Genomic DNA, 14,647 nt, shown 5'->3' on the forward strand with positions numbered 1-14,647 from the left:
TCAACTCTCAACTACCACCTCTCAACTCACGTGGACTTTATTCAACAGGCGATCAACGGGCTGGGCCTCGGAGCCATTTACGCCCTGATCGCCCTCGGATATACGATGGTGTATGGCGTCCTCCGTTTCATCAATTTCGCGCACAGCGATGTGTTGATGCTCGGAGCTTTCGCGGCGTTCTATCTTGCGCCGCGGATGCAGCAGGTGTTCGGGCAGCAGTCCGTGTTCGGCGTGATCATGCTGTTCATCGCGGTCGCGCTGATCTGCGCGTTGATCGGGATGACCATCGAGCGGTTCGCCTATCGCCCTCTGCGCCATCGCCCGAAGCTGGCGGTGCTGATCACCGCGATCGGCGTCTCGTTGTTCATCGAGTTCACCTGCCAGAATCCGCATGTCTTCGGTGCCGCCACGCGACCGTTTCCGAAGCTGGTGGCGGAAACGCAGTTCCACCTCGGAAATGCGATCATCGGCAGCACGGACATCCTGGTCATCGTCGTCACCGCCGTCCTGCTCGGAGCCATGTGGTTCATCGTTCAGAAAACCCGCATCGGCACCGCCATGCGGGCTGTTTCTTTCAACCAGCAGGCAGCGTTGCTGATGGGGGTGCCCGTGAACAAGATCATCTCGTTCACCTTCGGCCTCGGCTCATCGCTCGCCGCCATCGCGGGCATCCTCTATTCGATGAAGGCTCCGGGCATCGAGCCGCTGATGGGCGTCCAGCCCGGCCTCCGCGCCTTCGTCGCGGCGGTGCTCGGTGGCATTGGCAATCTGCCGGGCGCGGTGCTGGGTGCCGTGCTGCTCGGCCTGCTTGAAACCTTTGCCGGCGGGGTTCCCGGCTTGTCGAACTACCGCGACGCGATCGCCTTCGGCATCCTGATCCTGATCCTCCTGCTCAAACCCGCCGGCCTCCTCGGCCGCGCCACCATCGAGAAAGTCTGATGCCCTTGCCCGGAGCAAAACGCTGGCTGTTGGTCGGGATCGCGCTTGCGGTCATCGCCACTTACCTTGCCCCGCAATTCAACCGCTATTACCTCGGCATCGTCATCGATGTCGGGATCGCCATCATCCTTGCGACGAGCCTGAACCTGATCAACGGCCACACCGGCCAGTTCAGCCTCGGCCACGCCGGATTCATGGCGGTGGGCGGATACTTCTCCGCCTGGATCTCGCTGGAGATCGGCAGTTCGGCGCACGCGCAGTGGTATTTCCCGCTGTCGCTGCTGGCGGGCGGCCTGCTCGCCGCAGTGGTGGGCCTGATGGTCGGCATCCCCTCGCTGCGGCTCAAGGGCGACTACCTGGCGATCGTCACGCTTGGCTTCGGGGAAATCATCCGCGTGGTGGCCCAGAATACGGAAGCGGTCGGAGCGGCCAGCGGCCTGAAAGGCATCCCGCAGTATACCAATCTCGGATGGACCTTCGGCCTCGCCGCCGTGACCATCTATGTCATCACCGCGCTGGTGAATTCGACCTACGGTCGCGGGTTCATTGCCGTGCATGACGATGAGATCGCCGCCGAGTCGAACGGGGTGAACACCACCGTCACCAAGGTTACGGCCTTCGTCACCGGCGCATTCTTCGCGGGCATCGCGGGTGGCCTTTATGCCCATCACAAGCGCTTCCTTTCACCGACCGGTTTCGATTGGCTGAAGTCCATCGACATCGTCGTCATGGTGATCCTGGGTGGCATGGGCAATACGGTGGGCGTCATCCTGGCCGCGATCCTGCTGACCCTCATGCCGGAGTTCCTCCGCGACTTCGCCGAGTATCGCATGATCATCTACGCGCTGCTGATCATCCTGCTGATGCTCCTGCGTCCGAACGGCCTGTTCTCCTTCAAGAAATTCAAACGCCGCGGCACCGCATGAGCAACCCGCTCCTCGAACTCGAAAACGTCACGATCAAGTTCGGTGGCCTCACGGCGGTGTCCGAACTGACCACCACCGTCGGCGAGGGCGAGCTTGTCGGCCTCATCGGGCCGAACGGCGCCGGCAAGACGACGGCGTTCAACATGATCACCGGCGTCTATCAGCCCACCTCCGGGAACATCCGCTTCGGCGGCAGGAACACCCGCGGCATCAAGCCCAGCAGGCTCGCGGGCATGGGCATCGCCCGCACCTTCCAGAACATCCGTCTCTTTGGTTCGCTCAGCGTGCTGGACAATATCCGCGTCGCCGCCCGCCTGCACAACAAGCAGGGCTACCTCGGCGCGCTCTGGCGCGGCAAGGGATGGAAGGCCTCCGAGGCCGAAACCGAGCGTCTCGCCATCGAGCTCCTGGAGATCTTCGACCTCGCGGGTCAGCGCGATGAGGAAGCCAAGTCGCTGCCTTACGGCGACCAGCGCCGCCTTGAAATCGTCCGGGCTCTGGCGACCCGCCCGAAACTTCTTCTGCTCGACGAACCCGCCGCTGGCATGAATCCGTCCGAAAAGGACGATCTCATGCGCCTGATCCGCTTCATCAAGGAGCGCTACAACCTCGCCGTGCTCCTGGTGGAGCATGACATGAAGGTCGTGATGGGCATCTGCGAACGCATCGCCGTCCTTGAATACGGCCGCAAGATCGCCGAAGGCACTCCGAAGGAAATCCAATGCCACCCCAAGGTGATCGAGGCCTATCTCGGTGCCGCGGCGGTGGTCTGACCCGCAAACCAAGCTCCGCATGTTCGGTTCCGAAAAACTGGCAGTCTGGCAAAAGGCCATCGTCTTCGCGGACGAGGTCTATGCGGTTACCGGTGGATTCCCGACCGATGAGCGGCTCGCTCTCGGCCGCCGGATGCGGCGTCTCGCAGTGGCCTTGTCTTCGAACATCGCGGAGGGATCGATCCGCCGCTCGCGCAGGGATTTGCCCCGCTTCGTGGAAATCTCCACTGCCATCGTGTTCGAGATGATCTGCCTCACGCGTGTCGCCATGAAACGCGGCTGGCTGACTGAGGAACAATCCGCGGTGCTCCAGTTCGTGGCGGAGGACGAGTTGCGGATGTTGAAAGGCATCCGCCGGTCCTTTGGGCCGGACGGCGGCAACTGAACCCGCGCGATCCATTCCATCCTTTTCCCATGCTCGAAGTCGAAAACCTCCACGTCTCCTACGGCGCGATCAAAGCCCTCCACGGCGTTTCGCTGAAAGTGCCGCCGGGCAGCATCGTCACGCTCATCGGGGCGAACGGCGCGGGGAAATCGACCACGCTGCGCGCGTTGTCCGGACTGGTGAAGCCAACCGAAGGTGTGATCCGCTACGATGGTCACGACATCGCCCGCATGCCCGCGAACCGCATCGTGTCCCGTGGCCTCTGCCACGTGCCGGAAGGGCGCATGGTTTTCGCGAACCTCACCGTCCGAGAGAATCTCAAGATGGGGGCCTATCTCCAGAAGGACCGCAAGTGGATCGCGGAGCAGACCGACTACGTCTTCGGCCTCTTCCCGCGGCTCAAGGAGCGTGAGAACCAAGCCGCTGGCACGCTTTCCGGTGGAGAGCAGCAGATGCTCGCCATCGGTCGCGCCATGCTTTCGAAGCCGCGCTTCCTGATGCTGGACGAGCCTTCGCTGGGCATCGCGCCGCTACTGGTGAAGACGATTTTCGAGCGCATCGTGGAGATCAACCGCGAGCAGGGCCTGACCATCCTCCTGGTCGAACAGAACGCGAACCTCGCGCTCGAGGTTTCCACATACGGGTACGTGCTGGAGACCGGTAGGATCCTGCTCGAAGGACCGTCCGCCGAACTGAAGGCGAATCCACAGGTTCAGGAGGCCTATCTGGGGGCTTGAGTTCCGTTTTCGGAAACACCGGGCACTTGCGTTGCTCCGGCGGCCTGCTTCATTGTTAGGCATGCTGAGACACCTGTTCCTCGCTCTGATCGGCTGTGCCGCGCTGCACGCCGCGGAGATCCCGCTCACGGATGCCACCGTGGTGCCGGGGGAGCGTGTCGGCCCGATTGAGAAGGGCATGACCCTCTTCGGGTTGAAGACCCTTTTCGGCGCGGACAAGCTGAAGTACGTGGACTTGCCGGGAGCCGAGGGCGAAACCACCCCGGGGGCGATCGCCTTCAAGGGCACCGACCGTGAGGTCCAGGTGGTGTTCAATCCAGACGGCGATGAGAAGGAAATCATCGAGGTCCGGATTGTCGGCAAAGGCTGGAAATTTCCCGATGGACTGGCGAAGGGCGCGTCTGTCGCACAAGTGGAGAAGGCCAATGGCAAGCCTTACAAGGTGTCCGGTTTCGACTGGGACTACGGTGGCTATGCCGACTTCACCGGCGGCAAGCTGGCGGGCAAGGTGTCCGTCCGCTTTTCCCACGGCAGCAAGGAACTCGACAAGTCCCTGATCGGCGACCGCTCGATCCCATCCTCCGACAAGAAACTCCGCGCTGCCGAGGTGACGGCGGCGGAAATCAGTGTCATCTTTCTTCTCAAAACCCCCGCACCCGAAAAACCATGAGCGAGACCAATCGTGAGAAAGCCTTCCGCTGGATGGAAGGAATCTGGAACCAACGACAGTTCGGCGTCATCGACGAGTTGTTTGCTCCGAATGGAGTGGGCCATCACGAGGGGATGGAGACGCATGATGTGGAGAGCATGCATCATTTCGTCGCGGGCATCCTCGAAGCATTTCCGGATATCCGGGTCGAGGTGGACCACGCCATCGAGGAAGGCGATCACGTCGTGATCCGCTGGACCGCTCACGGCACGCACATTGGCAACAATCTCGGCGTGCCAGCTACTGAAGCCGAGGTTTCCTTCAGCGGCATGACGTGGATGACCTTTGATGACAACGGCCAGATCTGTGAAGGCTGGGACTCCTGGAACCAGGGGGCCCTCATCCAGCAGCTCGCCCAAGCGGCATTGGTGCGCTGAAACCATGGCGGCGCTTTCCAAGCGCCAAGCCTCTGCCTTCCGCACCCCGCTGACGCATGGGTGCGGATTTTAAAATGAACCTGTCTCCGGTGGTCGCTGCGCGACACACCGGCTATGTTCCGTGACCTCTCCGAGGTCAGACCATCTAGTCATCCGCACCCGCGGACGATGGCAGGGACAACGCCGGTTCCTCTGCCAGAGGGGCCGGAGGCACACGCGCCTTCCACGAGAAGAGCGCGTGCAGCTTGTCCCAGAAATCCCCGCCGAGCACGAACAGGCCGCCAATGCAGATGAGATGCGCGGCCACCATCGCCTGCCAGCGGAGAGGGGAGCTGTCTGGCAACCATTCCGGTTTGAAAGCCTGGAGATAGGCAGGCACCAGCGGCAGCAGGAACATGCCGAGGCCGATGTAGTGGCGTGTGAGGCTCACGTTTCCCGCCGGTCGGATGCGGCGGAGGATCGCCGCGGCCTTCAAACGGAACATCTCGTAGTTCTCTTTTCCCATCACCGCCGCTCCGATGAGTGTGCCGACTTCCGGAGTGAAAAAGAAGATGGTGAAGAGCGTGGCCTTCACCCCGGCGGACCACGGCATCCAGTAGATCCAGCCGTGGGTCAGGAAAAGGAGGTTGCTGCCCAGGATGAAGGAGATGCCGATCTTCAAGCGGGTCCGCGCGCGCATGATGGTGAATCCCCCGCGCGAGCGCGGCTGTCAATGCGTCTGTCTTACCTGATCACAGCGCCTTTGTTGGCAGCTGGCGGGCTGGGCATGCCGAGAAACAAGCCTTGGGAATTGGAGGTGCCGGTGGCAAAAGGATCGGCTGGCGGCTTTTCCGTTTCGGCGTTCGTTTTAACGGACGAAGGCTTGGGCGCGGCGGGCATTCCCGGAACCACGCGATGCACTTCGCCCTTCTGCTTTTGTTCGGGAGGTGCGGTTACTTTGCCCGCCACCGCCCGGCCCATGCAGGATACCAGCGTGGCCGGAAGAACCAGGGCCATGGCGGCTGCGATCCGTGGGATGCGCGCGGACAGCCACAGCAGCTTTCGTTCGAACAGGTTCGGGGAATGAATCCTGCCCTCGTCGGCTTGCACATAGGCCACGCACTCGCGGCCCTGCGTTTCCTGGGCGAAATCCGTCGCCTCGCGTTCGGTCATCGCGGAGAGGTTGAAGACGTGCTTGCCGCATTGCGCGCAGAAGCGTTTCCGTTCGTCGCCGTCCATGGCGTCCCAGTTCGCGGAACAGGGCTTGGTAATGACGAGGGGCGGTTCGATCCGTTTCATCACCTGTCATACGATCAGGTCCGGGATTCCCTGTCGAGGCTGTGCGGACAAGCGCATTGATTCGCATCAGTAATGCGCGGGTTGCCGTGCCGGGGACGGTTCGATAGCCGTCCGATGTCCAATGGATCTCCGTCTTCCGTCCATCCGGGGGGATGCATGGAAAGGAGATCCGGTGGACCAGGAGCCGCATCCACGGCTCCGCAACCCAAACCCAAGAAACCCATGCATCCACCCAGCCGTTGTGCCGGATTCGTTCCGGCGCGCTTCCTAGCCTTGTGTCCCGGACTCGCTACAGGGTCCGTGTTGTTCGCCGCCGTGGCGGCACTGAAGGCGGGCACGCTCACCTTCAACACCACCGCGCCCACCGGCGGTGCCGCTGCGGTCAGCAGTTGGACCGGAGCCACCTTCGATGCCGACAATGTCGGCGGCTCCGGCGTCAATGCGAATGGCGGCTCCGACAATGGCGCAGCCAATGATGGCACCACCTATGTGGCGGGCAATCGTCCTGTCCAGGGTCAGACCTTCACCACCGGCTCGAATACGGGCGGCTATCTGCTCTCCGCCGTCACCGTGCGGATGCAAGGCTACACGAGCAACACCGCGTCCGGTGGAAACATCGGCGGCTACGATCTCAATGACACAGGTTCCGCCCTGCGACTGCGAGTGGGCCGCATCGATGGTTCGGTGTTCGTGCCCTTCACCCAGGAAACCGCGGCCTGCGGTGGCAGCGGGAATCCCGGCCAGGGCGGTACCGCCAATGGTCCCGGAACCTATCTCACCTTCACACTCGGTGCGCCCATTGTGCTCGCGCCGAATACCGTCTATGGCTTCGATTTCGGAACCACCGGCGATTACTTCGAGATGCTCGGCATCCGCAATGGCGCGAGTGGCGGCAATCCCTATGCGGGTGGCACCGCCTATACGTCCGGAGCAAACGGCTATGGCAACAACGCCGTGACCACGCAGACGGGTGAGCGCGCGTTCCTGGTGGACATGACCACCTACACCGCACCCACGCCCGGCACGTTTGTCCATCCGGGATTGCTGCACACGGATGCGGATTTCGAACGCATGCGCACGAAGGTGGCTCAGGGGGCGCAACCGTGGGCGGACGGCTGGGGCGCGTTGACCTCGAACGGCCGTGCCCAGCTTGGAACCGCGCCGCGTCCGTTGCAGACGGTGATCCGTGGCGGCGATGGCCAGAACTTCACCCAGATGTACATCGACATCGCACGCGCCTACCAACTGGCGCTACGGTGGAAAGTCTCCGGCGACACCGCCTATGCCGATCAGGCCGTGGTGTTCCTCAACGCATGGTCGAACACGATGACCACGCTCACCGGGAACTCCGACCGCTTCCTCGCGGCTGGCATCTACGGCTACGAATGGGCGAACGCCGCCGAGATCATGCGCACCTATCCCGGCTGGGCGGCGGCCGATGTGACCAAGTTCCAGAACCTGCTGGTGAACGTCTTCTACCCGATGAATCACGACTTCCTCGTGAATCACAACGGGGCGGCGATCACCAACTACTGGGCGAACTGGGATCTGTGCAACATGGCCTCGATGCTGGCCATCGGCGTGTTCTGCGACCGTCAGGACATCTACGACGAAGCCGTCGATTATTTCTACAACGGCAAAGGCAACGGCTCGGTTTCGAAGTTCGTCTATCAGGTCCATCCCGGCTATCTCGGCCAGTGGCAGGAATCCGGACGCGATCAGGGACACACGACTTTCGGCATCTCGCTTGTCGGACCGATCTGTGAGATGGCGTGGAACCAAGGACTCGATTTCTACGGCTTTGACAACAACCGCTTCCTCGCGGGATCGGAGTACGTGGCGAAGTACAATCTCGGCTACGACGTTCCATTCCAGCCGTATGCGTGGGGCACCGGGCAATCCGGTTCGTGGCAGATCCAGACGGTGGTCTCGAATGCGGCCCGCGGCATCTACCGCCCGTGCTGGGCGCTCGTTTACAACCACTACGTGAACCGTCGTGGCATCGCCGCGCCTTACACGGGTGGCGAAACCACGTTGCTCCAGCCGGAAGGCGATGGCGGCAATGGCGACCAGCTCGGTTTCGGCACGCTGACGTTTTCGCGTGATCCCATCGCCACCGGCCAAAAACCCAGCGGCCTCTCCGCGATGGAGGATGCGAACACCATCAAGCTGAACTGGTGGGGAGCGGCTTATGCCACGAGCTGCAACATCAAGCGCGCCACCACCAGCGGCGGCCCCTATACCACCATCGCCACGGGCGTCACGGATCTGCTCACCTATACGGATAGCGGGCTCCCACCCGGAGCCTACTACTACGTCGTCACCGGCACCACGGCGTCGGGAGAAACAGCGGCCTCGAACGAAGCCCGTGCTGTTTCGCGTGCGGAACTCCACACTTGGCTGAAGCTTGATGAAGCCACCGGCACCACCGCGAGCGATGCCTCGGGGCGCAGCCACACGGGGACGCTGGTGAATGGACCCACATGGACCACCGGCAAGACCGGCAACGCGCTGTCTTTCGACGGCACCGATGACTACGTCTCGTTGCCGAACTCCCTGGTGCGCGATCTCGATGACTTCACCGTCTCCACCTGGGTGTATCTCAACGCCAACAACACCTGGAGCCGCATCTTCGATTTCGGCGATAGCAACGGCCGGGGCATGTATCTGACCACGAAGAACGGCGGAGGCGTGGTCTCGTTCGGCAGCTACACCGTTTACAACTACAATACCCAAACCATCAACGGCACCGCGGCGCTGCCAACCGCGCAATGGGTGCATGTGGCGGTGAGCGTTTCAGGAAAGACAGGCACGCTCTATGTGAACGGCGTCGCTGTGGGACAGAACACCAGCCTCGACTACCAGCCGCTCCAACTGGGCCAGACGCGCGGGAACTATCTCGGGAAATCGAATTGGGCGGACCCTTATCTGAATGGAAAACTCGATGACTTCCGCCTCTATCGCGGCGTGCTGAATGCCGATGAGATCCGCACACTTGCGGCCTCCGGAACAGCGCATCTGGAGTTCGATGAAGCCAGCGGCACGACCGCCACGGACATCACCGGCAATGGTTGGAACGGCACGCTGGTGAACGGTCCGCTGTGGTCCACCTCTGGAAAGATCGCGAGCGCCGTGGATCTCGATGGCTCGAACGATCATGTGACCCTGCCGGCCGGCGTGGTCAATGGACTCACCACCGCCACCATCTCCACCTGGGTGAATCTCGACACGGTGAGCAACTGGTCACGGGTGTTCGACTTCGGCACCGGCACGACGACCTACATGTTCCTCACGCCGAAGAACGGCAACACCGGCACGGTCCGCTTTGCCATCTCCACCGGCGGCGGTGGTGGAGAGCAGAAGATCGATGGTGCCGCCGCGATTGCCACCGGTGGCTGGCATCACGTTGCGGTGACTCTGAACGGGGCCACCGGCACGCTGTATGTCGATGGCGTGCAGGTCGGACAAAACACGGCGATGACACTCACGCCATCGTCGCTGGGTGCCACCACCCAGAATCGCATCGGCCGCTCGCAGTACAATGATCCGTATCTGGATGGACGCGTGGATGACTTCCGCATCTTCGGCCGCGCGCTCACCGCATCCGAAGTATCCGCTCTCGCGGGAACGTTCCCCGCTCCGTCCGCGCCTGCGGCATCTTCGGGCAACAACTCGGTGGCGTTGTCATGGGCGGCCGTCAGCGGAGCATCGTCCTATCAGATCCGTCGCTCCACCACGAATGGCGGTCCTTATACCACACTTGCCGTAGGTTTGAGCAGCACGTCGTGGACGGACGGCAGCGCGGTGAATGGCACCACGTACTACTACGTGATCGCCGCGGTCACGCCGTTGGGTGAAAGTGTTTCCTCCCAGCTCACGGCATTGCCACTGCCGCCACCGCCCGCGGTTCCCACCGCGCTGGCATTGAACGGCTGGAACGGTTCGGTGGATCTCACCTGGACGGCTTCCAGCGGTGCAACGAGCTACACGGTGAAGCGCGGCTCCACCAGCGGCACCTACACGCAGACGTTCACAGGCATCACCACCACCATGTGGTCGGATACCACCGCTGCGGATGGAACGACCTATTACTACGTTGTATCCGCCAGCAACATGGGTGGAGAAAGTGCGAACTCATCCGAGGTGTCCGTCCTGTTCACCCAGCCGCGTGCTTACCTGAAGTTCGACGAAACCACGGGCACCGCCGCCGCCGATGCTTCCGGGAACGCCTGGCAAGGCACGCTCGTCAACGGCCCACTGTGGAGCGCGGGACGCAGCAACAACACCGTGGACCTCGACGGCACCGACGATCATGTCACGCTGCCCACTGGTGTGGTGAATGGCGTGACCGGTTGTACCGTGATGTTGTGGGCCAACCTCGACAACGTGGCCACGTGGCAGCGGCTGTTCGACTTCGGCAACAGTGCCAGCGTTTACATGTTCCTCACGCCGAAGAACGGCGCGAACAACAACCTGCGTTTTGCCATCAGCACGGCGGGCGGGGGTGGCGAACAGAAGATCGATGGCACCGCGCCATTTCCGACCGGTGGCTGGCATCATGTGGCGGTGGCTCTCGCGGGAGCAACCGGCACGCTGTATGTCGATGGCGTGCAGGTGGGTCAGAACACCGCGATGACGTTGACGCCATCCAGCCTCGGCTCGACCACGAAGAACTACCTCGGCCGTTCGCAGTATGCCTCCGATCCGTGTCTCGCCGGTCGTGTTGATGAGTTCCGCATCTACAACCGCGCGCTCACCGGCAGCGAGATCGCCTCGCTCATGGCTACGAGCCCGTTGGGATTGATGGCGGCACCGACTGGTATTGCGGCCACGGCGGGCACCACCCAGGTGGCGCTGGCGTGGACCGCGCCTGCAGGAGCCACCGGCTACGATGTCCTGCGCGCCACGGTGGCGGGCGGTCCTTATACGGTGATCTCCACCAATCAGAGCGCCGCCTCCTATACCGATACGGGCCTGACCACGGGCACTACTTACTATTATGTGGTGGTTGCCCGCAGCGCGACCAGCGAGAGCCAGGACTCGGCGGAAGTGAGCGCAACGGCTCAATAAACAACCACAGGCCAAAATCAAAAACCTCCGCCCGGTGCCGGACGGAGGTTTCCTATTTTCTAAAAAGCAGTCTCACATGCCGGAGCGGCCTTTCGGCACATGCGCGCCATCGCCACCGATGCCGAAGGTCACCTTGCCGTGGACCTGCGATGGAGCTTGGGAGGATGATGAAGGGTCCGAACAAGAAGCCAGGAGGGCGAGAGGAATGAGCAGGGAGAGGAGCTTCATGAGGAGGAATGCGGGGAGTGGATACGAGAAACCCACCGGCCCGGAGGCCGGTGGGTTGGCGCTGCAGGGAGTCAGGCGACTTCCTTGATGTCCAGCGCTGCGTACTCGCCGTCCTTGCGGCGGTAAACCAGTGTCAGGCAACCGCGGCGGGCGCTCTTGTAGAGCACGAAGGGGCGGTCCGAGAGTTCCAGCTCCATGACCGCATCTTCCTTGTACATGGTTTTCACCTTGTACTTGTCCGGATGCACGATGAACGGCTCGGGGTCGTGCTGCGAATCCTCCGGATGATCCAGCACTTCCTCGGTGAAATAGCGTTCATCGAGATGGCGGATCGATTCGTTGCGGTGCGGGCGGTTCTTCTTCAGGAGGCGGGTCTTGTGCTTGCGCATGCGGCGCGAGATCTTGTCGATCGTCTCATCAAGGGCCGCGTACATGTTGCCGTTTTCAGTGTGTGCTTCGATGGTGATGTGGTTGGCGCAAAAGAGAATGATTTCAGCGATATGCCGGTTTTTCTGAACGTCGAGAATGGCCTTCGCTTCGATGATTCGCGGGTAGTCGAGGTGCAGACCCTCGATCTTCTTCTGGGCGTAGTCCCGCAGGGCGTCGGTCACTTGCTCGTGCCGCACCGTGACGGTGATCGGCAGATTGACGTTGGCAGTTTGCATGGTTCTGTTTCGGTTTGATTTCAGCAATATGGATGGCGGTTCCATCCGCCACATCCACCTGACACCTTGGGCCAAAGGTGTCGAAAATGCCACGCGGAACTTCTAAAAAATTTTTCGCGTGGTGCTCCGCTGTGGAACACTTGAAAACACGACAAAGCCCTCCGTAGAGGGCTTTGCGGGCGAAGAACTGGATTGCAAACCGTGACGTTTTCCGTCACATCTTGAAGTCCTCCCCGAGGTAATACTTCTTCGCAACCGGGTCGTTGACCAGTTCTTCGGAAGCACCTTCGAGGATGACGCGGCCATCGTGGATGAGGAAGGCGCGGTCGGCGATGGAGAGGGTCTCGCGCACCGAGTGGTCGGTGATGAGGATGGCCAGTCCGTCGCGCTCGCGGAGATCGCGGACGATCTTCTGGATGTCCTCCACAGCGATGGGGTCGATGCCGGCGAAGGGCTCGTCCAGCATCAGCAGCTTCGGGTCGGTGCAGAGGGCGCGGGCGATGGCGAGGCGGCGCTTTTCACCACCGGAGAGGGTGATGGCGAGCGACTTCGAAAGCTTGGCGATGCCGAAGCGCTCCAACAAATCGTTGGCACGATCGAAACGCTCCTTGCGGCCAAGGTTCGGGCGCGTCTCCAGAATCGCGAGCAGGTTGTCCAGCACGCTGAGCTTGCGGAAGACGGACTCTTCCTGCGGCAGATAGCCGAGGCCGAGGCGGGCGCGGCGATGCATCGGCAGGCTGGAGATGTCCGCGCCGTTGAAGTGGACCGAGCCCGCGTCCGGCGGGACGAGTCCGGCGATCATGTAGAACGACGTGGTTTTGCCCGCACCGTTCGGACCCATCAGGCCCACGATCTCGCCGGGCTGGACGGTGAGCGATACGCCGTCCACGACCGCACGACCACCGTAGGTCTTGCGCAGGCCGGTGGCGGAGAGGATGGCGGTGGCGGTATTGCAGCAGGAGGAACCGGGCGCGTGCGAGGTTTGGACGGGCATGGCTTGGGACGGGCAGGAGAGGGAATGAAAGGATCAGCGGTTGGCGGGCTTCGGAGCCGGAGGCTGCGCTGGCTTCGGTCCTTGGGGCTGCTGGCCCGGCTTGTTGTTGGGCTTGTTCTTGTTGGCGTCGTCCTTGTTCTGGAGCTGGCCACCCATCTGCCAGTTGCCTTCGGTCACGAAGCTGCCGTCCTTCTGGATGCGCAGGTAGAGGTTCGGCTCCATGGCGCGCATGAACTTGTCTCCCTGCTTCACCCAAGGATAGCCGCCGTTGAGAATGATCTCACCGGTCTTGGCGTTGTAGTTGAGTACGGCGGCACTGGCTTCCACCGGCGGCTTTCCGTCCACGCTCTTTTGGAGCACCTTCACCGCGCCGGTGGCGGTGATGTGATCGACATCCCCGAAGCCATCGGTCGCGCCGGTAAGACCCGGAGCGGCCTTGGCTTTTTTCGCGGCAGGATCGGCGGCCTTCTGGGAACCGTCCGGCTTGGTGTCGTCGGGTTTCGGAGCGGGTGCTTTGTCGTCACCTGGTTTTTCGTCGCCGGGCTTCGCATCGCCCGGCTTGGCGTCGGGCTTCTTCTCTTTCTTTTCGAGGAAGACCTTCAGCTCGTTCGCGCCGCTGAGCGTGAATCGCGGATCGGCGAGGCGCACGTCCTTGAGATAGACGAACAACCCTTTGTCCGCATCGAAATACATGCCGCCGGCGGCCTCGATCAGGGTATCGTCCGGGCCTTGCTTGACCTCCAGTGGCTTGGTGGAGGTGTTGTAGCTCGGAGCGGCCGTGTCCGGCTTCGTCGTCGGGAGTGGCTGGGGAGTGGTCTCGAGTGTGATGGTGGTCAGGGCCGCCTTCTGGAGAAAGGCGAGCACCTCCTCGTCCGCGGCCTTGGCGGACTCGGTGGCGCCGGCCAGCAGGTCGCCGGTGCCTTGAGCTGCCTGCACGGCCTTGGGCGCGGCGGACACGGTTTCCTCGGCGAGCCTGGCGCGTTCTTCCGCGCTGAGCTTGGCGGGGACGGCCCCCGTGGAGGGTAGAATGATGGCCGCACCCAGCAGGGCTAGGGCGGAACGGGCGGAGAGGGAAGGGGTCATGGGGAAGCGGGCTGCTGGGGTTTGGCGTAGAACCGGGTTTTGACCGGGCCGATCAGAAAGCCTTTCGATTGCTCGACGACGTAGGAAAGACCGGCACCTTCGGCATGAAAGTCCTCGGAAATCATTTCGACCGGCTCGCGGGTATCCAGCGTGCCCTTCTGCTGGTCGAAGCGGGCGAACTTCAGGTCCACCCGGCCCTTCGCGCTGCGGTCGATATTGAAGAAATCGAGCCGGACATTCTTCGCCTCCAGCGTCTGGGAATCCACCACCGTGAGCTCCATGGCCCGCAGCGAGGCCCGGAGGCGGCGGCCGGCATCGTAGCTCGGGATCGTCACCTTCGTCAGCACGCTGCCCACCGGCATCAGGGAAACGGCCGGCAACTGGTTGTCCGGAACCAGTTCCGGAGGCAGGGCGGTCGGCTCCGCCGCCAAGGCGGCGGATGCGATCAGGATGGGCAGGATCAGGCGCAAGATGCTGGAGGGT

General features: G+C 62.4%; 15 protein-coding genes. 8 read left to right on the top strand and 7 right to left on the bottom strand.

The genetic code is table 11. From position 1 onward, the window contains the following. Positions 1 to 30 precede the first annotated feature (30 nt). The 7 genes from KBB96_RS18000 (at position 31) to KBB96_RS18030 (ending at position 4,846) form a co-directional block, all read left to right on the top strand. Positions 31 to 939, top strand: a complete 909-nt coding sequence (locus KBB96_RS18000) for a branched-chain amino acid ABC transporter permease (RefSeq protein ID WP_211630880.1) — start codon at positions 31 to 33, stop codon at positions 937 to 939. After that, positions 939 to 1,865, top strand: a complete 927-nt coding sequence (locus KBB96_RS18005) for a branched-chain amino acid ABC transporter permease (protein WP_211630881.1) — start codon at positions 939 to 941, stop codon at positions 1,863 to 1,865. The genes KBB96_RS18000 and KBB96_RS18005 overlap by 1 nt, the downstream gene beginning before the upstream one ends. Continuing rightward, on the top strand, positions 1,862 to 2,638 hold the full coding sequence (locus KBB96_RS18010) for an ABC transporter ATP-binding protein (protein WP_211630882.1): 777 nt from the start codon (positions 1,862 to 1,864) through the stop codon (positions 2,636 to 2,638). The genes KBB96_RS18005 and KBB96_RS18010 overlap by 4 nt, the downstream gene beginning before the upstream one ends. A 19-nt stretch (positions 2,639 to 2,657) precedes the next feature. Beyond that, the gene (locus tag KBB96_RS18015) at positions 2,658 to 3,023 is read left to right on the top strand and encodes a four helix bundle protein (protein ID WP_211630883.1); all 366 of its coding nucleotides are present in this window, start codon (positions 2,658 to 2,660) and stop codon (positions 3,021 to 3,023) included. A 29-nt stretch (positions 3,024 to 3,052) separates the two neighbouring features. After that, the gene (locus KBB96_RS18020; protein WP_211630884.1) at positions 3,053 to 3,760 is read left to right on the top strand and encodes an ABC transporter ATP-binding protein; all 708 of its coding nucleotides are present in this window, start codon (positions 3,053 to 3,055) and stop codon (positions 3,758 to 3,760) included. A gap of 61 nt (positions 3,761 to 3,821) precedes the next feature. Then, positions 3,822 to 4,430: a hypothetical protein gene (locus tag KBB96_RS18025; protein WP_211630885.1), complete on the top strand. Its 609-nt coding sequence runs from the start codon at positions 3,822 to 3,824 to the stop codon at positions 4,428 to 4,430. Further along, positions 4,427 to 4,846, top strand: a complete 420-nt coding sequence (locus tag KBB96_RS18030; RefSeq protein ID WP_211630886.1) for an ester cyclase — start codon at positions 4,427 to 4,429, stop codon at positions 4,844 to 4,846. Before KBB96_RS18025 ends, KBB96_RS18030 begins: the two co-directional genes overlap by 4 nt. Before the next feature lie 145 nt (positions 4,847 to 4,991). On the opposite strand, the gene KBB96_RS18035 is transcribed toward KBB96_RS18030, so the two are convergent. Together KBB96_RS18035 and KBB96_RS18040 are read right to left on the bottom strand one after the other, a co-directional pair. Next, positions 4,992 to 5,525 (bottom strand): hypothetical protein, encoded by a 534-nt coding sequence (locus tag KBB96_RS18035; RefSeq protein WP_211630887.1) that lies wholly within the window; start codon positions 5,523 to 5,525, stop codon positions 4,992 to 4,994. Between the two features lie 44 nt (positions 5,526 to 5,569). Beyond that, complete coding sequence (locus tag KBB96_RS18040) at positions 5,570 to 6,124, bottom strand: hypothetical protein (RefSeq protein ID WP_211630888.1); 555 nt, start codon at positions 6,122 to 6,124, stop codon at positions 5,570 to 5,572. A gap of 222 nt (positions 6,125 to 6,346) precedes the next feature. Between KBB96_RS18040 and KBB96_RS18045 the strand changes: the two genes are divergently transcribed. Continuing rightward, positions 6,347 to 11,194 carry a LamG-like jellyroll fold domain-containing protein gene (locus tag KBB96_RS18045; protein ID WP_211630889.1) on the top strand — a complete coding sequence of 1,616 codons (4,848 nt, stop codon included), beginning with the start codon at positions 6,347 to 6,349 and terminating at the stop codon, positions 11,192 to 11,194. 72 nt (positions 11,195 to 11,266) lie between these two features. On the opposite strand, the gene KBB96_RS18050 is transcribed toward KBB96_RS18045, so the two are convergent. The 5 genes from KBB96_RS18050 to KBB96_RS18070 all read right to left on the bottom strand — a co-directional run bounded on the left by KBB96_RS18050 (position 11,267) and on the right by KBB96_RS18070 (position 14,634). Then, complete coding sequence (locus tag KBB96_RS18050) at positions 11,267 to 11,422, bottom strand: hypothetical protein (protein WP_211630890.1); 156 nt, start codon at positions 11,420 to 11,422, stop codon at positions 11,267 to 11,269. 71 nt (positions 11,423 to 11,493) lie between these two features. After that, on the bottom strand, positions 11,494 to 12,087 hold the full coding sequence (gene hpf, locus KBB96_RS18055; protein ID WP_211630891.1) for a ribosome hibernation-promoting factor, HPF/YfiA family: 594 nt from the start codon (positions 12,085 to 12,087) through the stop codon (positions 11,494 to 11,496). Between the two features lie 214 nt (positions 12,088 to 12,301). Beyond that, on the bottom strand, positions 12,302 to 13,081 hold the full coding sequence (gene lptB, locus KBB96_RS18060) for an LPS export ABC transporter ATP-binding protein (RefSeq protein WP_211630892.1): 780 nt from the start codon (positions 13,079 to 13,081) through the stop codon (positions 12,302 to 12,304). 33 nt (positions 13,082 to 13,114) lie between these two features. Then, a complete protein-coding gene (locus KBB96_RS18065) occupies positions 13,115 to 14,164 on the bottom strand; it encodes a hypothetical protein (RefSeq protein ID WP_211630893.1) in 1,050 nt (349 codons plus the stop codon). After that, positions 14,161 to 14,634 carry a hypothetical protein gene (locus KBB96_RS18070; protein ID WP_211630894.1) on the bottom strand — a complete coding sequence of 158 codons (474 nt, stop codon included), beginning with the start codon at positions 14,632 to 14,634 and terminating at the stop codon, positions 14,161 to 14,163. Before KBB96_RS18070 ends, KBB96_RS18065 begins: the two co-directional genes overlap by 4 nt. Between the last annotated feature and the right edge of the window lie 13 nt (positions 14,635 to 14,647).

It is taken from the genome of Luteolibacter ambystomatis, assembly GCF_018137965.1.
Classification (GTDB): Bacteria; Verrucomicrobiota; Verrucomicrobiia; order Verrucomicrobiales; family Akkermansiaceae; genus Luteolibacter; species Luteolibacter ambystomatis.